General features: G+C 64.5%; 15 protein-coding genes. 10 read left to right on the top strand and 5 right to left on the bottom strand.

Annotation, left to right across the window (positions count from 1 at the left end; genetic code table 11):
* A complete protein-coding gene (locus ACEN9F_RS26340; RefSeq protein WP_413424875.1) occupies positions 1 to 741 on the bottom strand; it encodes a GntR family transcriptional regulator in 741 nt (246 codons plus the stop codon).
* Between the two features lie 458 nt (positions 742 to 1,199).
* On the opposite strand from ACEN9F_RS26340, the gene ACEN9F_RS26335 reads away from it, so the two are divergent.
* From ACEN9F_RS26335 to ACEN9F_RS26305, 7 genes are all read left to right on the top strand, one after another.
* A complete protein-coding gene (locus ACEN9F_RS26335) occupies positions 1,200 to 3,941 on the top strand; it encodes a TonB-dependent receptor (protein WP_413424873.1) in 2,742 nt (913 codons plus the stop codon).
* Between the two features lie 74 nt (positions 3,942 to 4,015).
* Positions 4,016 to 4,978: a cupin-like domain-containing protein gene (locus ACEN9F_RS26330; RefSeq protein WP_413424871.1), complete on the top strand. Its 963-nt coding sequence runs from the start codon at positions 4,016 to 4,018 to the stop codon at positions 4,976 to 4,978.
* 121 nt (positions 4,979 to 5,099) lie between these two features.
* Entirely contained in the window at positions 5,100 to 6,299 is a 1,200-nt protein-coding gene (locus ACEN9F_RS26325; RefSeq protein WP_413424869.1) for an efflux RND transporter periplasmic adaptor subunit, read from the top strand.
* 2 nt (positions 6,300 to 6,301) lie between these two features.
* Positions 6,302 to 9,496, top strand: a complete 3,195-nt coding sequence (locus ACEN9F_RS26320) for an efflux RND transporter permease subunit (RefSeq protein WP_413424867.1) — start codon at positions 6,302 to 6,304, stop codon at positions 9,494 to 9,496.
* Between the two features lies 1 nt (position 9,497).
* Complete coding sequence (locus ACEN9F_RS26315; protein ID WP_413424866.1) at positions 9,498 to 10,997, top strand: efflux transporter outer membrane subunit; 1,500 nt, start codon at positions 9,498 to 9,500, stop codon at positions 10,995 to 10,997.
* 95 nt (positions 10,998 to 11,092) lie between these two features.
* Positions 11,093 to 11,524, top strand: a complete 432-nt coding sequence (locus ACEN9F_RS26310) for an Rrf2 family transcriptional regulator (RefSeq protein ID WP_413424864.1) — start codon at positions 11,093 to 11,095, stop codon at positions 11,522 to 11,524.
* The gene (locus tag ACEN9F_RS26305) at positions 11,521 to 11,952 is read left to right on the top strand and encodes a MarR family winged helix-turn-helix transcriptional regulator (RefSeq protein WP_413424862.1); all 432 of its coding nucleotides are present in this window, start codon (positions 11,521 to 11,523) and stop codon (positions 11,950 to 11,952) included. The genes ACEN9F_RS26310 and ACEN9F_RS26305 overlap by 4 nt, the downstream gene beginning before the upstream one ends.
* Positions 11,953 to 11,956: 4 nt before the next feature.
* On the opposite strand, the gene ACEN9F_RS26300 is transcribed toward ACEN9F_RS26305, so the two are convergent.
* Positions 11,957 to 12,892: an NAD(P)/FAD-dependent oxidoreductase gene (locus ACEN9F_RS26300; protein ID WP_413424860.1), complete on the bottom strand. Its 936-nt coding sequence runs from the start codon at positions 12,890 to 12,892 to the stop codon at positions 11,957 to 11,959.
* Positions 12,867 to 13,331, bottom strand: a complete 465-nt coding sequence (locus ACEN9F_RS26295; protein WP_413424859.1) for an Rrf2 family transcriptional regulator — start codon at positions 13,329 to 13,331, stop codon at positions 12,867 to 12,869. The genes ACEN9F_RS26300 and ACEN9F_RS26295 overlap by 26 nt, the downstream gene beginning before the upstream one ends.
* 108 nt (positions 13,332 to 13,439) lie before the next feature.
* Here ACEN9F_RS26295 and ACEN9F_RS26290 point away from each other — a divergent pair, with 108 nt between their 5' ends.
* Entirely contained in the window at positions 13,440 to 14,465 is a 1,026-nt protein-coding gene (locus ACEN9F_RS26290; RefSeq protein WP_413424857.1) for a glycosyl hydrolase, read from the top strand.
* Here ACEN9F_RS26290 and ACEN9F_RS26285 read toward each other — a convergent pair.
* Together ACEN9F_RS26285 and ACEN9F_RS26280 are read right to left on the bottom strand one after the other, a co-directional pair.
* Positions 14,437 to 15,399, bottom strand: a complete 963-nt coding sequence (locus ACEN9F_RS26285) for a hypothetical protein (RefSeq protein ID WP_413424855.1) — start codon at positions 15,397 to 15,399, stop codon at positions 14,437 to 14,439. The two genes, ACEN9F_RS26290 and ACEN9F_RS26285, sit on opposite strands and share 29 nt — an antisense overlap.
* Positions 15,400 to 15,408: 9 nt before the next feature.
* Positions 15,409 to 15,690 (bottom strand): acylphosphatase, encoded by a 282-nt coding sequence (locus ACEN9F_RS26280; protein ID WP_413427184.1) that lies wholly within the window; start codon positions 15,688 to 15,690, stop codon positions 15,409 to 15,411.
* Between the two features lie 167 nt (positions 15,691 to 15,857).
* Between ACEN9F_RS26280 and ACEN9F_RS26275 the strand changes: the two genes are divergently transcribed.
* Both ACEN9F_RS26275 and ACEN9F_RS26270 read left to right on the top strand, forming a co-directional pair.
* Positions 15,858 to 16,463 (top strand): hypothetical protein, encoded by a 606-nt coding sequence (locus ACEN9F_RS26275; RefSeq protein ID WP_413424853.1) that lies wholly within the window; start codon positions 15,858 to 15,860, stop codon positions 16,461 to 16,463.
* A 77-nt stretch (positions 16,464 to 16,540) separates the two neighbouring features.
* Complete coding sequence (locus ACEN9F_RS26270) at positions 16,541 to 17,164, top strand: LysE family translocator (RefSeq protein ID WP_413424852.1); 624 nt, start codon at positions 16,541 to 16,543, stop codon at positions 17,162 to 17,164.
* Positions 17,165 to 17,171 lie beyond the last annotated feature (7 nt).

Below are 17,171 nucleotides of genomic sequence, written 5' to 3'. Positions count from 1 at the left end.
TCAGGTGGCGTTCAGTTCAGCCACGAAGTCATACATATCGCCGCGGAAATAGGAGCGGCAAAACTCCACCGCGCGGCCGTCCCGCAGAAAGCCCAGCCGCTCGACGGAAAGGCCGGCATCGCCCTCCTTCGCCTGCAGCAGCATGGCCTGTTCGGCATTGAGCAGCAGCGCGGACAGCCGCTGCAGCGCGCGCACCGGGCGGTTGCCGGCTTTTTCCAGCGCGTCGTACATCGAGAGGTCGACCGCGTCCAGCGACGGCAGGCAGGAGGCCACGATGGTCGCGTACTCCAGGCACATCGGCACATCGTCCGCGTAGCGCATGCGGTGGAAGCGGTAGACCGCCGCGCCGGGGCTGAGCCGCAGGCGCATCGCCTCGTCCGGCGTGACCGTGCCTTCGGAGCGCTTGAGCCACACGCTGCGCGGCGAACGCCCGCGCGCCCGCATGTCCTCGGAAAAGGAGGTCAGCTTGGCGAAGTTCTTTTCGATGCGGGTGTTGATGAAATTGCCGGAGCCGGGCCGGCGCACCAGCACCCCTTCGCCCACCAGGCCATCGATCGCCTTGCGCACCGTGATGCGCGAGATCTCCAGGTCGGCGGCCAGCTGGCGCTCGGCCGGCAGCGCGTCCTCCGGCTTGAGCAGATGCTGCTCGATGGCCGAGCGCAAGGCGCGCTGCAGGCGCTGGTACAGGGGTAGGTTACTGGTCTCATTGAGGTGCTGTCGGATGTGTACCAGTGGGGTCATTTGATCGCTTTCCATAACGATGAAGACATCCTCTCTGCAATAGTCAAACGATAATACCAAAAAAAGACCAGCAGTCATCTACCGATCTGTCGCATGGCTGCAAATATTTTTTACAATCGCCCCACAACCCGCATGGATGCTCGCTTTCAGCCTGTTGCAAGCGCCCACGAACCCGTTCAATACCACCGTCTGGCCGCTTCTGGATAGTTGCCGAAAAGCCACTCTGTGTGCTGCATACAACACAACAAAAAAGAATTTCAAAGTGGTAGTGATCTGGTATTAAAAGACGGGTATATTGGCGTTGGATTGGTTTTGAACGTGGTTAGCAAAGAAGTGAAAAGCGGTGCCGGGCCGACAACCCGATCGCCGCAAAAAAAATGACACATCAACAATCGGTTGGCTCGGCGGAGCCTTCATCAACGGGAGGGAACATGCAACACAATTCGAATAACACTAAAATGTCCAAACTGACGCCTATCGCAACCGCAGCCGCCATTCTGGCGCTGAGCGTTTCGATCAACGCCCAGGCGCAGCAAGCCGCGGCCGAGAAAGAGCCGGAAGTGGTGATCGTGAGCGGCATCCGCGGCTCGCTGCAGCAATCGCTGTCGGTCAAGCGCAATGCGTCGAGCAACGTCGACGTGATCACCGCCGAAGACGTCGGCAAGATGCCGGACAAGAACGTGGCCGACTCGCTGCAGCGCGTGCCGGGCGTGAACATCTCCACCTCCGGCGCGGGCTCGGGCGGCTTCGACGAAAACGACCGCGTCTCCATGCGCGGCACCGCACCGTCGCTGACCCAGACCCTGATCAACGGCCACGCCGTATCGACCGGCGACTGGTTCGTGCTGGACCAGGTGGGCGGCGCAGTGGGCCGTTCCGCATCGTACTCGCTGCTGCCGTCGGAAATCGTCGGCCAGGTCGTGGTCTATAAAGCACCGACCGCCGACCAGGTGGAAGGCGGTTCGAGCGGCTCGATCGACATCCGCACCCGTCACCCGCTGGACTTCAAGAAGGCGATTTCGATGGAAGCGACCGTGCAGGCGGTGTATGCCACCCTGCCGGAAAAAACCGATCCGCAAATCAGCGCCCTGTTCAACTGGAAGAACGAAGCCGGCACGCTGGGCCTGATGGTCCAGGGCTTCTCCGAGAAGCGTTCGCTGCGCCGCGACGGCCAGGAGCTGCTGCAATGGACCCAGGTGGCGCCGACCAACGCCGCCGTCAAGACCAATCCCGACCTGGCCAACGTCTGGTTCCCGCGCCTGATCGGCTCCTCGCTGTTCCAGCAGGAACGCAAGCGCAAGGGCGGCTTGATCGACCTGCAATTCAAGCCTAGCCGCGACTTCAGCCTGGAAGCGACCTACTTCCGCTCGAAAATGGAAGCGTCGAACTTCAACACCAACTACATGACCGACATGAACGGCTCGGGCATGCTGGGTTCGGGCGTCGCGCCTGATCCAGGCTACGTGGTCCGCAACGGCACCCTGGTGTCGGCCGCGTTCACCAACAAGGGCACCGCGGCCGCGCCGCTGCGCTACGGTATCGTCGACGACATCGTCCGCGAAGGCGCTTACGCACAGACCGAGTTCTTCGACCTGGACGGCAAATGGCGCGTCAACGACAAGCTGGTGCTGACCGCCAAGGCCGGCGCCACCAAGGGCAAGGGCGTGACGCCTAGCCAGGGCGTGTTCGAGGGCGACGTCAACAACTCCGGCGCCAGCTACCAGCTGAACGGCCTGGGTTCGCCGGCCACCGTCAAGTTCCCGAACATCGACGTCTCCAAGTTCACCGGCACGCCGCTGGACTGGATCTTCGGCGTATCGCCCGCCACCACCGACGACAAGGAAAGCTACGGCCAGATCGACGCGGCCTTCGCGCTGGACGCCGGCGTGTTCCGCGAAATCAAATTCGGCATCCGCGCCACGCACCACACCCGTTCCAACTTCGAAGTGGCGCAAGGTCCGAACTGGTCCAACACCGACGTTGGCGGCACCAGCACCAACCCGGCCTGGAACGGCACCACCTACCCTGGCAACTTCGGCAGCGACCTGGGCGGCGACTTCCCTAAAAACGTCTGGATCCTGGATCCGAAGATCCTGAACGCATGGGGCGACCTGCACTCGAACCGCGACGTCAGCCGCACCTACTACCAGGACATGTTCGACCTGACCGAAAACACCAAGGCGGCCTACGTCCAGGGTGAGATGGAAGGCGAAGGCTGGAGCGGCAACGTCGGCGTACGCCTGGTGCGCACCGAAGGCACCTCGAACGGCTACCAGATCCTGCCTAACCAGCCGGCCGGCGAAACGCTGCCAGCGTATCCATGGGGCGGTTTCGTCAAGAAGACCGCGATCGACAACAACACCACCATCCCGCTGCCTAGCCTGAACCTGAAGTTCGACCTGCGCCAGGACCTGGTGGCGCGTCTGGGCCTGTCGCGCACCATGACCCGTCCCGACTACGGCGCACTGGGCGGCGCGGTGATCCTGACCGACGAAACCCACACCGGCAACGGCGGCAACTCGGCGCTGAAACCGGTCAAGTCCAACAACCTGGATGCAAGCCTGCAGTGGTACTTCGCTCCGCGCGCCCTGCTGTCGGCAGGCGTGTTCTTCATGGACCTGAAAGACTACGTCGGCTACGGCACCAGCACCGGCAACTTCATCGACACCCGCGCTTCGCAAGAGCAAGGCAAGCCAGTGTTCGCCAACTACACCATCACCTCGCCGATCAACGTCGGCGCCAAGGTCAAGGGTCTGGAACTGGCGGCACAGGTACCGGTGGGCATGGGCTTCGGCATCGACGGCAACGTCACGCTGGCCGATTCGCACCTGGACTTCGGCGGCTGCCCTGCCATGCAGACCTCGACCTCGGGCGATCCATGCGACATGCTGGGTGCGTCGAAGACCACCGCCAACGCCGGCCTGTACTTCGAAAACGACAAGTTCAATGCCCGCGTCAGCTACGCATGGCGCTCGTCGTTCCTGGCTGCGCAAGACCGCGGCACGCCGCTGTACCAGGACTCGACCGGTACGCTGTCGGCTTCGTTCAACTACAACATCAGCCCTAACCTGACCCTGACGGTCAGCGGCCAGAACTTGAACAATCCGATCCTGAAGAACTACATCTTCAACAAGGACCAGCCGGCGCGCTTCTACGCCAACGGCGTGCAGTACTACGCCGGCCTGCACATCAAGTACTAATCCCTGGTTTCATTGTGTAGTCTCTACCCGCCAAGGCCTAGCCCTGGCGGGTTTTTTTATGCCATCATACGATCATGAACACCATCACCGAATACCGCGACCTCGATCCGGCGCGCTTCTTCAGCGAGGTCGCCGGCAGCTACCGGCCGGCGATCCTGCGCGGCTTCGTCCAGCACTGGCCGGCCGTACACAAGGCGCGGCAGTCGCCGGAGGCGCTGTGCCAATACCTGATGGACTTCGACAGCGGCGTCGAGGTCGATGCGGTGATGACCCCGCCCGCCGAGCGCGGACGGCTGTTCTACAAGCCGGACATGGACGGTTTCAACTTTGTCCGCAACAAGGTGCCGGTATCGAAAGTGATCGAGCAGCTGGCGCGCTACTCGCAGTTCGAGGCGCCGCCGTCGGTGGCGATACAGAGCGCGCTGATCGACGAGTGCCTGCCGCGGTTCGCGCTGCACAACGTCGCGCCGGCGCTGCCGGCGTCGGTCAGGCCGCGCATCTGGCTGGGCAACACCATCACCACGCCGGCGCACTTCGACGAATCCTACAACCTGGCCTGCGTGGTCAGCGGCGAGCGGCGCTTCACGCTGTTCCCGCCCGAGCAGGCGGGCAAGCTGTATATCGGCCCGCTGGACTTCGCGCCGACGCCGACGCCGATCAGCATGGTCGACTTCCGCGCGCCGGACTACGCGCTGCATCCGCGCTTCCGGCAGGCGATGCAGGCCGCACTGGTGGCCGACCTGCTGCCGGGCGACGCGCTGTACATCCCGACGCTGTGGTGGCACCACGTGCAGTCGAACGGCATCCTGAACATGATGGTCAACTACTGGTGGAAGAACGAGCAGCCGGCGGCGGACGCCGGCACCACCTTCGACGCCCTGGTCGCCACCCTGAAAGCCATGAAGCACCAGCCGCCGGAAGTGCGCGCCGCGTGGGGCGCGATTTTCCAGCACTACGTCTTCGATGCGGCGCAGGACCCGTCGGCCCACCTCCCCGCGCACAAACAAGGCGTCCTGAAAAACGCCCGCCCGAAATAGCTTGACTTTTTAAATGAGACGATTAAAATCACATTTACTCTAAAACCACTGGGGCGCGATCCGCGCATTATTTTTTGCCCCGATGTGTGCATATGCACATTAAACCATACAGGGAGCCTTCATGAATCACTTCAACTACAAGCTACGCCCGATATTGGCGGCACTGGCGGCGGGCGGCCTGGCGGCCGCCATCCTCAGCGGCTGCGGCGACGCCAATAGCAAGGCCGCCGCCGGCCAGGAAGCCAGCCAGGGCGCGCCGATCACCGCCGCCGTGGTGATTGAAAAGCAGATCACCGAAACCCAGGAATTCTCCGGCCGGCTGGAATCGGTCGAACGGGTCGAGATCCGCTCGCGCGTCGGCGGCTACATCACCGCCCTGAATTTCCAGCCCGGCGGCAAGGTCAAAAAAGGCCAGCTGCTGTTCGTGATCGATCCCCGCCCCTTCCAGGCCGAGGCCAACCGCGCCGAAGCGGCCGCCGTCTCCGCCCGCGCCAAGGCCGACCTGGCCAAGCTGGAACTGGCGCGCGCCGAGAAGCTGCTGGCCGATAAAGCCATCGCGCAGCGCGAATACGACGAACGCGCCGCCGGCCTCAAGGAACTGGACGCCAACGCCCGCGCCGCCTCCGCGCAGTTCGAAACCGCCAAACTCAACCTCGGTTACACGCAGGTGACCGCGCCTATCGACGGCCGCGTCAGCAAGGCGGAAATCACGCTAGGCAACCTGATCGACCCATCGGCCGTGCTGACTTCCGTGGTCTCCGACGACAAGATCTACGCCAGCTTCGACGGCGACGAATCGACCTATCTGAGCGTCGGCGCCAACGCCCACAGCGGCCATCCGGTCAAGGTGCGCATCGGCCTGGCCAGCGAAACCGGCTTCCCGCACGAAGGCCAGCTGGAATTCGTCGACAACCGGCTCGACGTGCGCAGCGGCGCGGTGCGCATGCGCGCCGTCTTCGCCAACACCGACAACCTGCTGGTGCCCGGCCTGTTCGCCAGGGTGCAGCTGGAGACCAGCGCCAGCAACAAGCCGCGCGCCAACGCCATCCTGATCGACGACCAGGCCATCAGCACAGACCAAAGCCGCAAGTTCGTCTACGTGGTCGGCGCCGACAACAAGGCCGAGTACCGCCAGGTCATGCTGGGCCAGACCGCCGAAGGCCTGCGCATCGTGCGCTCCGGCCTGAAGCCCGGCGAGAAGATCGTCGTCAACGGCCTGCAGCGCGTGCACCCGGGCTCGCAGCTGTCGCCGCAGATGGTCTCCATGGACGGCAAGAACGCCGACGCCAAGGTGGCCGCCATTGATACGAAAGGACATTGATCATGAACTTCTCGCGATTCTTCGTGGACAAGCCGATCTTCGCGGCGGTCCTGTCCATCATCATCTTCGTCGGCGGCCTGATCTCGATCTTCCGCCTGCCGATATCCGAGTACCCGAACGTCGTGCCGCCTTCGGTGGTGGTCAGCGCGCAATACCCGGGCGCCAATCCGAAGGTGATCGCCGAGACGGTGGCGGCGCCGCTGGAGGAGCAGATCAACGGCGTCGAGCACATGATCTACATGTCGTCGCAGAACACCTCCGACGGCGCGCTCAAGCTGACCGTGACCTTCAAGATCGGCACCAACATCCAGCAGGCCGAAACCGAAGTGCAGAACCGCGTCCAGCGCGCGCTGCCGCGCCTGCCGGAGGAAGTGCGCCAGATCGGCGTGACGACGGTCAAGTCGTCGCCCAACCTGACCATGGTGGTGCACCTGGTCTCGCCGGACAACACCTACGACGAACTGTATCTGCGTAACTACGCGGTGCTGAACGTGAAAGACCAGCTGGCCCGCATTCCCGGCATGGGCCAGGTAAACATCCTCGGCTCGGGCGACTACGCCATGCGCATCTGGCTCGACCCGCAGAAGATCGCCGCCCGCAACATGACGGCGACCGACGTCACCAACGCCATCCGCGAGCAGAACGTGCAGGTGGCGGCCGGCGTGGTCGGCGCCTCGCCCAGCAAGGACAGCGAGTTCCAGCTGACGCTGAATACGCAAGGCCGCCTGAAGACCGAGGACGACTTCGGCAACATCATCGTGCGCACCAATGAAAACGGCGCGCTGACCCGCCTGCGCGACGTCGCCCGCATCGAACTCGGTTCCGGTTCGTATGCGCTGCGCGCGCTGCTGGACAACAAGCCGGCGGTGGCGCTGGCGATCTTCGCCTCGCCGGGCTCCAACGACCTGCAGCTGTCGGCCGACGTGCGCGCCAAGATGGCGGAACTGAGCAAGGACTTCCCGCAAGGCGTGCAATTCAGCGTCGCCTATGATCCGACCATGTTTGTGCGCGACTCGATCAAGGCCGTGATCCACACGCTGCTGGAGGCGATCGCGCTGGTGGTGCTGGTGGTGATCGTGTTCCTGCAAACCTGGCGCGCCTCCATCATTCCGTTGCTGGCCGTGCCGGTGTCGGTGGTCGGCACCTTCGCCGTGATGCTGGGCTTCGGCTTCTCGATCAACACGCTGACCCTGTTCGGCCTGGTGCTGGCGATCGGCATCGTGGTCGACGATGCGATCGTGGTGGTGGAAAACGTCGAGCGCAATATCGCCGCCGGCCTGTCGCCGCGCGCGGCGACCGTGCAGGCGATGAAGGAAGTCAGCGGCCCGATCATCGCCATCGCGCTGGTGCTGTGCGCCGTGTTCGTGCCGATCGCGTTCGTCTCCGGCCTGACCGGCCAGTTCTACCGGCAGTTCGCGCTGACCATCGCCATCTCCACCGTGATCTCGGCATTCAGCTCGCTGACGCTGGCCCCTGCCCTGGCGGCGGCGTTGCTGCGTCCCCACGATGCGCCCAAGGACGCCGTCACCCGCGTGATGGACAAGCTGTTCGGCCGCTTCTTCCACTGGTTTAACAACTTCTTCAACCGCACCTCGCATCAGTACGAAACCGGCGTCAAAGGCATGCTGGCGCGTAAATCGATGTCGGTCGGCTTCTACCTGGTGCTGGTCGCGCTGGCGGCGGTGATGTTCAAGCTGGTGCCGGCCGGCTTCGTGCCGTCGCAGGACAAGGGCTACCTGGTCGGCTTCGCGCAGTTGCCGGAAGCGGCCTCGCTGAACCGCACCGAGACCGTGATCCGCCGCACCGCCGATATCGCGCTGGGCGTGCCGGGCGCGCGCAACACCGTGGCCTTCCCCGGCCTGTCGGTCAACGACCTGACCAACGCCCCCAACTCCGGCATCGTCTTCGTCGGCGAACTGGCGCCGGAAACCCGCAACACCAAGGAAGTCAGCGGTCCCGGCATCGCGGCGGAAATCAACAAGCGCGTGGGCTCGATCCAGGATGCCTTCATCATGGTGTTCCCGCCGCCTCCGGTCAACGGCCTGGGCACCATCGGCGGCTTCAAGATGATGGTCGAAGACCGCGGCAATCTTGGCTACGATGAGCTGTACAACGCCACCCAGAAGCTGGTGACCAAAGCCCGCGCGGCGCCGGAGCTGGCGGGCGTGTTCTCCGGCTACCAGATCAATGTGCCGCAGCTGTATGCCGACATCGACCGCGACAAGGCCAAGCAGCTGGGCGTGCCGTTGGCGACCATCTATCAAACGCTGCAGATCAATCTGGGCTCGCTGTATGTGAACGACTTCAACCAGTTCGGCCGCACCTATCAGGTGCGCGTGCAAGCCGACGCGCAATTCCGCTCGCATGTGGAAGACGTGGCGCAGCTGAAGGTCCGCAGCGACAAGGGCGACATGATTCCGCTGTCGTCGTTGATGCGCATCTCCAACAGCTATGGCCCGGACCGCGTGCAGCGCTACAACGCCTATGTGGCGGCCGACGTCAACGCCGGCCCTGCGCCGGGCTACTCGTCCGGCCAGGCGCAAGCCGCGCTGGAACGCATCGCCAAGGAAGTCCTGCCGAAAGGCGTGACATATGAATGGACCGAACTGACCTACCAGGACATCATCGCCGGCAACACCATGATCTATGTGTTCCCGCTGTGCGTGCTGCTGGTGTTCCTGGTGCTGGCTGCGCAATACGAAAGCTGGACGCTGCCGCTGGCGGTGATCCTGATCGTGCCGATGTCGATCATGAGCGCGCTGGTGGGCGTCAAGCTGACCGGCGGCGACAACAACATCTTCACCCAGATCGCGCTGTTTGTGCTGGTGGGGCTGGCGTCGAAGAACGCGATCCTGATCGTCGAGTTTGCGCGTGAACTGGAACTGCATGGCCGCACCGTGGTGCAGGCCGCGTTGGAGGCGAGCCGTCTGCGCCTGCGTCCGATCCTGATGACGTCGATCGCCTTCATCATGGGCGTGCTGCCGCTGGTGTTCTCGCACGGCGCCGGCGCCGAGATGCGCCATGCGATGGGTGTCGCGGTGTTTGCCGGCATGCTGGGCGTGACCTTCTTCGGCCTGTTCCTGACGCCGGTGTTCTACGTGCTGCTGCGCACGCTCGCCAAACGCCTGGAAAAGAACAAGGCGGTGGCGCCCGCCGCCGCGCCTGTCGCTGTGCCGGTCCAACTGGAAGGAAACTGATATGAAATCCATGATCGCTTTAACGGCCCTGCTGCTGACCGCCTGCGCCGCGCCTGAATTCAAGCAGCCCGCGATCGACGTGCCGGCCGCATTCAAGGAGTCCGCAAGCCCGGTACGCACGGCCGCCGATGGCAGCACCTGGCAACCGGCGCGGGCCGCCGAAGCGCAGGCGCGCGGCGAGTGGTGGCTGACCTTCAACGATACGGCCCTGAATGCGCTGATCGCCGAAGCCACCCGGGCCAACGCCAACCTGGCGGTGGCCGCCGCCCGCGTCAAGCAGGCCCGCGCCATCGCCGGCATCGCCGAAGCCGACCGCATTCCGCAAGTGGGCGTGCGTGCAGGTGCCCAGCGCCAGCAGCAGTCCGACGTGGCGCTCGGCCTGCCGGCCGGTATGCCGGTCGCGCCGGGCAACGTCTTCACCGCGCAGCTGACGGCCAGCTACGAGGTCGACCTGTTCGGCCGCGTATCGTCCAGCGTCAGCGCCGCCCGCAGCGACGCCGCGTCCATCGAGGCGACCTATCGTTCGGTGCTGCTGGCGGTGCAGGCCGATGTGGCGCAGACCTACTTCCGTCTGCGCGCCACCGACGCCGAGCTGGAGACGCTGAACCGCACGGTGCGGACCCGCGAAGAAAACGTCAAGGTCAACCAGCGCCGCTTCGACCTTGGCGACATCGGAGAGTTCGACCTGTCGCGCGCCAAGACCGAGCTGGCCACCACCCGCGCCGAAGCCATCGGCCTGCAGCGCCAGCGCGCCACGACCGAGCATGCGCTGGCGGTCCTGCTGGGCAAGCCGGCGGCCAGCTACACTGCCGGCGCCAGCCCGCTGCTGGATACCGCGCTGATGCCGGCGATTCCCGCCGGCCTGCCGTCGTCGCTGCTGGAGCGCCGTCCCGACATCGCCGCCGCACAGCGCGCGATGGAAGCGTCGAACGCCCGCATCGGCGTGGCCCGTTCGGCCATGTTCCCGGCGCTGGCCTTGAACGCCAACGCCGGCGGCACGTCGGGCAATACCGTCGCCGACGTGTTCAAGTGGAGCAGCCGCTCGTGGGTGCTGGGCGCGCTGATGTCGATGCCGCTGATCGACGGCGGCCGCAACAAGGCCAACATCGCCCGCAGCGAAGCGGCGCTGGAAGAGTCGGTCGGCACCTATCGGCAGAACGTGCTGGTGGCGTTCGCGGAAGTGGAGGACAACCTGGCCGGCCTGCGCATCCTGTCGGGTCAGACGGAGCAGATCGACGCCGCCGTGGTATCGGCGCGCCGCTCGGCCGACCTGGCGCAAAAGCTGTACGACGCCGGCCGTTCCAGCTACCTCGAACTGCTGGACGCCCAGCGCAACCTGGCGGCGGTCGAACGCAACGCCGTACAGCTGCGCGGCAACCGCGCCGTCACCACGGTGGGGCTGATCCGCGCATTGGGCGGCGGCTGGGACAGCGCCGAGACGGCTCCCGCTGCGGCGCCTGCGGCGGCCTCCGCGCCGGCGAACGCGCTGGCCGGCCGCTAGGCGAAGGCCGGGGCGGCGTCCTGCTCACCGGACGCCGCCGGTCCGCATACGGTACACTGGCGCATGGTCATGAAAGTCTGGTTGGAAGCCTTGCTATGTCACTGAAGAACGTACAATTTACCGTCGCCGCGCACATCGCCGCCGTGCTGGGCGAGCATTACGGCGAAGACGTCACGTCGGCCATGCTGGCCGGCAGCGTCAACGCCGAGCCGACGTTTGTACGGCGCTCGGTGGCCAAGCTGTCCAAGGCCGGCATCGTCGTCGCCACGCGCGGCAAGCACGGCGCGTGCAAGCTGGCCAGGCCGCCGGCCGAGATCTCGCTGCTCGACATCTATCGCGCCAGCGAAGCGCCGGCCACCTTCTCCATCCACGGCTACCCGGTCCAGCAAGCCTGCCCCACCAGCCGCCACCTCAAGGATTCGATGACCGACATCCTGGAGGATGCGCAATCGGGCTTCGAGGCAAGGCTGGCGGCGCGCTCGCTGGCCAGCCTGGTGGACAGCATCCGCTGCCTGGAGGAACAATGAACGACACGCTCTTCGCCGATCCCTGCAACTGTCTGGCCCTGCGCCAGGCCGCCAGGGCGGTCACCGCGCTGTATGACCGGCATCTGGAAAAGGCCGGCGTGACGGCCTCGCAATACAGCCTGCTCGCGGTCATCAAGAACAATCCCGGCATCTCCATGCAAGAGCTGTCGGAGCGCATGGTGATGGACCGGACCACGCTGGTGCGCGCGCTCAAGCCGCTCTCCAGGGACAACTACGTCCAGCAGTTGCCGGACGCCGTCAACAGCCGCAAGCTGGTGTTTTCGCTGACCGATGAAGGCGCGCGCAAATACACCGAAGCATACGCTCACTGGCGGCAGGCGCAGGCGGAGTTTGACGCCAACGTCGGCAAGAGCCGCGCCGAGGCCATGCGCGCGGAACTGGCCGACCTGGCCCGCAACCAGCTATAACCGGCTAAGCCGCGGCGGCCACCGCGCCGAAGATCAGCGACTGGTGCGCCGCCACTCCGGCCATCGTGCCATCGGCCACCGCCATCGCCACATTGCCGGCCATGCGCGCCGCGTCGCCGCAGGCATATACGCCGGCCACGGTGGTCGCCTTGATCATATCGGTGCGCACGAAGGCTCCCATCGCACCGTCCTCCATGACACAGCCCAACTGCTCCGCCAGCGGACTGCCGCTATGCGTGCGGCTCACCACGAACAAACCGTCCAGCGCCAGCTCGCGCCCATCCTCCAGCGCCACCGTCGCGCGGCCGGTGATGGCTTTCACCTTGCTTCGCTCCACCGTTACGCCGCGCGCCGCCAGCGACGCCAGCTGCTCCGCATCCGGCTCGAATGCACCGTTCAGCAGCAAGGTCACCGTTCCCCAATCCGGCAGCATCATCGCGTGATGCATGGACAGCGGCCCGGTCGCCAGCACGCCGATGCGGCCCTGTTCGAGCTCATAGCCATGGCAATACGGACAGTGGAAAGCGCTGCTGCCCCAGCGTTCGGCCAGGCCCGCGACCGGCGGCAGCTCGTCGACCACGCCGGTCGCCAGCACCAGCCGGCGCGCATCGAACGCGCGGCCGTCACCCAGCGTCACGCGGAAGCCGCCGCCTTGCTGAAGCTCGCGCGGTACCGCCTGCGCCGCGCTACCCTCCAGCCAGCGCACGGTCGGATACTTCAGCAGCTGCGCGCGGCCGTCGGCGGCGATGGCCGCCGCCTCGCGCCCATCCTGCCCGAGAAAACCGTGCGAATGATGCGCATAGCGGTTGCGCCGCTGGCCGGCGTCGATCACCAGGATGCGCCGGCGCGCCCGCGCCAGCTGGGTCGCGGCGGACAGGCCGGCATAGCTGCCGCCGACGACGATAACGTCGAACTCACTTGCGGGGTGCTGGATGGTCATGATGAACTCCTTTGCGATGTGCGTATCCTTGGTTGAAGCGGTCCGACAAGTCGGCCAGCGTCACGTCCTTGAAACGTTCGATCAGCAAGGCTTCCGCCTCGTCGAAGGCACTGGCCAGCGCATCGTTGACGGCGCGCTCCACCAGGCACTGCGGCTGCTCGACGCGGTTCCCCATCGCGAACACCGTCGGCGAACCGACCGCCTCGTAGATATCGCGCAGCGTCACCTTGCGCAAGTCGCAGGTGATGCTCCAGCCGCCGCCGTGTCCCTTGTCGGAACCGACGTAGCCGCGCTCGCGCAGCCCGGCCAGCACCCGGCGCACCAGCACGGGGTTGGTGTCCAGGAAGCCCGCCAGCTCCTCGGAAGTAAACGGCCCGTCGGCGTGCGCCATGTGTAGCAGCACGTGCAGGATGGAAGATAGTTTGCTGTCTCGTCTCATGTAACTAATGATAGTACATAATCAGGAAACGTGCACGGAACACGCTAAACACGCGGCGAAATCGATGGAGCGATTGAAAGGAGTCCGCAGCGGCGTTACATTGTGTGCATGAGACATCCAACCATACGCTTACTGACCATGTTCGCCGCCCTGGCATTCACCACCTTGAACGCCGGCAGCGCACCGGTCGACGCCAGGACGCAGGCGGTCCATGACTACCTGCTCAGCATCTGGGGCAAGTCCATCATCGCCGGGCAAGCGGACCTGACGTGGAAGGACTCGGTCGACATGGCTGAACGCGTCCACGCCGATACCGGAAAATATCCGGCGCTGATGGGCTACGATTTCATGAACTACGGCCCCGGCGCCAACGAGACCGACGGCCAGCACCAGACCGAGGAAGCGATCGCCTTCGCCGGCAAGGGCGGGCTGGTGTCTTTCCACTGGCACTGGCGCATGAACAACGGCAAGTTCTACGCGCACGAAGCCGATACCAGCAAGAACACCGATTTCACCATTCCGATGGATAAGAACAGCCCGGGCTACCGGCAAATCAACGATGGCATCGACCGCATCGCGGTCGAACTGAAGCGGCTGCAGGACGCCGGCGTGCCTGTGCTGTGGCGGCCGCTGCACGAAGCCTCGGGCGGCTGGTTCTGGTGGGGCCGCGCGCGCACCGACGGCGTTTCGCCGGCCGCCGCCTACATCCAGCTATGGCGTCACATGCACGACCGGCTGGTGAACGTCCACGGCCTTCACAATCTGATCTGGGTATGGAACGGCCAGGACCCGGCGTGGTATCCGGGCGACGACGTGGTCGACATCACCGGCTACGACATCTACGACCAGGCCGACAACAAGACCTACGGCGCGCAGGTCCAGACCTACCGGAAAGCGCGGCAGCACACGAAGCCGATCGCGCTGAGCGAGACCAGCTACATCCCCGATCCGGACAAGATGGCGGCCGACGGCGCGTGGTGGCTATGGTTCATGGTCTGGAACGATGGCGACGGCGCGGCCGTCACCGATCCAAATAATTTCTGGAGCGGCGAGTACTACAACACCAGCGCGCACAAGAAGAAGGTCTACAACCATCCGAACGTGATCACGCTGGACCGCTTGCCGAAATTCTGAGCAAGGCGTCCTGTTTCATCGCTTCATATGCTTGATCATATTCGGCCCGCTTTTTCTCTGCCTGGGGACCCGCGCACCGGATGCTGCGGTCTCCCTTGCCGAGAAAGTCATACCAGTAGGAATCCGGGTCGTCGATCACACGCTCTCCATAAGGATTGATGCGGACGGACGGGTGATCCGCCTCGATGGCATCCGGTGGCAATGGAAGGTGTCGGTAAGCGTGGCGCAGCGACGGCCTCCAGGCAGCGCCAGCCACCCCGGGCAGGCCCGCTTCAAGCAGCGCATATTCATTGATTGGAAAATCTCGCCTCCCGATGCGCAATGTCCTCAGCTTTTTCAGCGACACTATCGGCATCAGCGCAGGAAACGTGGACTTGCTGGTGAGCCAGCTAAGCGACAGCACTTCCAGATTGGGCAGCCCTTTCAGAAAGCTGAAATCGGCCACCGGCTGATTCCAATCCGTCGTGCCCGACATACTCAAATACATCAGGCTTTCGATGCCTGACAGGCCGTGGAAATCCGTCACGCCCCGCAGATTTTCCAAGTGCAGCAAGCGCAGTTTTTTCAACTGCCGGAGAGGCGCCAGATCCGAGAATCCGGACACGTATTCCAGCGACAGTTCACCGAGATTGCTCATCTCGGAGACGAAGCTGAGATCTTTCGGACGGGCGCTGATGATCCTCAGGCGCGCAAGCGAGTGGAGTCTTGACATGGCGGCGAGCTGCTTTTGATCTGGTCCATGCAGCGTCAACTCCTCCAGATTGGGGAAGGTGAAAATGCGCTCCCAATGTTGATCATCTTTGGAAATGGTGACAACCCTGATGTCCGCGCTGCCGGCAGGCACATCATCGATCCTGTATGACCAGATGGTCGCGCCTGGCACCATCGCCCAAGCGCTTCCCTCAGACGCAATAGCATCGGCATGATGTGTCAAATCGCCCCCCTATGACTGCGTCGGTAAAATCTTGAAACTGCCGTCCGGCGATGCCTGGGTGCCTGACTCCTCGACGGTGACATTCGATACCCGGGCGGAGGGCGGGCCGCGTTTGGCCCAAGTGATGATTGCCTCGATTGTCCGGGCATCGCCATCCACGGCGGCTTCCACCGAGCCATCGCGGCGATTGCGCACCCAGCCGCTCAGGCCCAGCGCGACCGCCTGCTCCGCAAACGACGCGCGATAACCCACACCCTGTACGCGCCCTTCGATTTTCAATTGCTTGGACATCATCAAACTCCTTGGGCATGGGGTGCCTTGTCGCAGTCCTTCGCCGAACCATCCTGTTTTGGCCTTCTATTCTTATCTATTTTTCTCTTTTGTGAACTCTTATTTTTAGCGACGGTCCAATAGATAGAAATAGAAGAAACCCATTAAAACCAGAAAGGAGAAACAGAATGAATCCGCGAAGGACTGAAAAAGCCCTCCCCACCTCCCTCCTCCCGCCGGCCGCATACGACGAGCTGTGCGGCTTTCTGCGCGAGAGCGGCAGCACGCTGACGCCCGCCGAGGCCATCGCCAACGCCGTCAAACTGTGGATCGCGAAAAGCCGCGCCGACGCGCTCCCGGTGCGCGGCTACCAGTGGAAGCAACTGTTCCTGCCCGAAACCACGCGGGTACGCATGCGCAGCGGCGACAACTGGTACAGCGCCGAAGTCGTCGGCGACGACCTGATCTACCACGGCGAGGCGGTCTCCCCGAACCAGATGGTACATCAGGTATCCGGCGACACACGCAACGCCTGGCGCGAACTCTGGATACGCCTGCCCGGCGACAAGAACTGGACCAACGCCGCCCGACTGCGCGCGGGATTGAACCGGGAAGCGGCCAAGACGCCGCTGTCGCCGGCGGAAGCAATGGCGGCCGCCGCCAAAGCCATGAGCGACGCGCTGAGCACCGCGCTGACGCTGGTGGAACACGCCAATCATCAATCGCAAAACACGCTGGAGCGCCGCCTGCCCCGCTACCGCCGCACCCACGACCTGCTGGACGACATACATTAACGCCATCGTTGCAAAGATACCAAATGTCGAGCACACTGCCGGCTCCGACAAATTTTGGTATCAAAAAGGATCATCCGATGCATTTCCCGTCCCTGTCCGAGTTGGCGCCGCATGGCACGACCTTCATGGCGCTGACGATAGGCGCGGTGCTGTTGACGCCCGGCCCGACCAACACCTTGCTGTTCCTGGCCGGCAGCCGCGATGGCCTGCGCCGCTCGCTGCGCCTGATCGGCGCGGAATGGGTCGGCTACCTCATCGCGATCGGCATCTGGTGCGCGTTCCTGGCGCTGGCCGCCGCCGTGGCGCCGGGCGCGCCGACCGTGGCCCGCGCCTGCGCCGCCATCTACATCGCCTACTCGGCGCTGAAGCTATGGCGCACCGCGCCGCAGGCCGGCCAGGCGGGCAGCACCGGCATCGGCCCGCGCAACCTGTTCCTGGTCACGCTGCTGAACCCGAAAGCATTCTTCTTCGCCACCGTGGTATTCCCGCCGCTGGCCGCCGGCTCCGCCGCCATCCTGCAGGCCTACCTGATCTTCAGCAGCCTGCTGATCCCGATCGCCGCACTCTGGATCTCGATGGGCGCGGCGGTGCTGGCCTACCCCAGCGCCACGCCGCGCCAGCCGCTGGTGCACCGCGTCGCCTCGGTCGTGCTGTTCGCCTTCTCCGGCTCGATCTTCGTGTCGCTGCTCGCAGCGAGGTAACAACGGG

This window comes from Duganella sp. CT11-25 (assembly GCF_047302815.1).
Taxonomy (GTDB): domain Bacteria; phylum Pseudomonadota; class Gammaproteobacteria; order Burkholderiales; family Burkholderiaceae_D; genus Rugamonas.
The sequence above is the reverse complement of the archived record's forward strand: the minus strand, read 5'-3'. Positions and strand labels throughout refer to the sequence as shown.

Excerpts from the sequence above, each read along its gene's own strand:
- ACEN9F_RS26340 (WP_413424875.1), bottom strand. The coding sequence starts at position 741 with ATGACCCCACTGGTACACATCCGACAGCACCTCAATGAGACCAGTAAC.
- ACEN9F_RS26335 (WP_413424873.1), top strand. The coding sequence starts at position 1,200 with ATGTCCAAACTGACGCCTATCGCAACCGCAGCCGCCATTCTGGCGCTG.
- ACEN9F_RS26330 (WP_413424871.1), top strand. The coding sequence starts at position 4,016 with ATGAACACCATCACCGAATACCGCGACCTCGATCCGGCGCGCTTCTTC.
- ACEN9F_RS26325 (WP_413424869.1), top strand. The coding sequence starts at position 5,100 with ATGAATCACTTCAACTACAAGCTACGCCCGATATTGGCGGCACTGGCG.
- ACEN9F_RS26320 (WP_413424867.1), top strand. The coding sequence starts at position 6,302 with ATGAACTTCTCGCGATTCTTCGTGGACAAGCCGATCTTCGCGGCGGTC.
- ACEN9F_RS26315 (WP_413424866.1), top strand. The coding sequence starts at position 9,498 with ATGAAATCCATGATCGCTTTAACGGCCCTGCTGCTGACCGCCTGCGCC.
- ACEN9F_RS26310 (WP_413424864.1), top strand. The coding sequence starts at position 11,093 with ATGTCACTGAAGAACGTACAATTTACCGTCGCCGCGCACATCGCCGCC.
- ACEN9F_RS26305 (WP_413424862.1), top strand. The coding sequence starts at position 11,521 with ATGAACGACACGCTCTTCGCCGATCCCTGCAACTGTCTGGCCCTGCGC.
- ACEN9F_RS26300 (WP_413424860.1), bottom strand. The coding sequence starts at position 12,892 with ATGACCATCCAGCACCCCGCAAGTGAGTTCGACGTTATCGTCGTCGGC.
- ACEN9F_RS26295 (WP_413424859.1), bottom strand. The coding sequence starts at position 13,331 with ATGAGACGAGACAGCAAACTATCTTCCATCCTGCACGTGCTGCTACAC.
- ACEN9F_RS26290 (WP_413424857.1), top strand. The coding sequence starts at position 13,440 with ATGAGACATCCAACCATACGCTTACTGACCATGTTCGCCGCCCTGGCA.
- ACEN9F_RS26280 (WP_413427184.1), bottom strand. The coding sequence starts at position 15,690 with ATGTCCAAGCAATTGAAAATCGAAGGGCGCGTACAGGGTGTGGGTTAT.
- ACEN9F_RS26275 (WP_413424853.1), top strand. The coding sequence starts at position 15,858 with ATGAATCCGCGAAGGACTGAAAAAGCCCTCCCCACCTCCCTCCTCCCG.
- ACEN9F_RS26270 (WP_413424852.1), top strand. The coding sequence starts at position 16,541 with ATGCATTTCCCGTCCCTGTCCGAGTTGGCGCCGCATGGCACGACCTTC.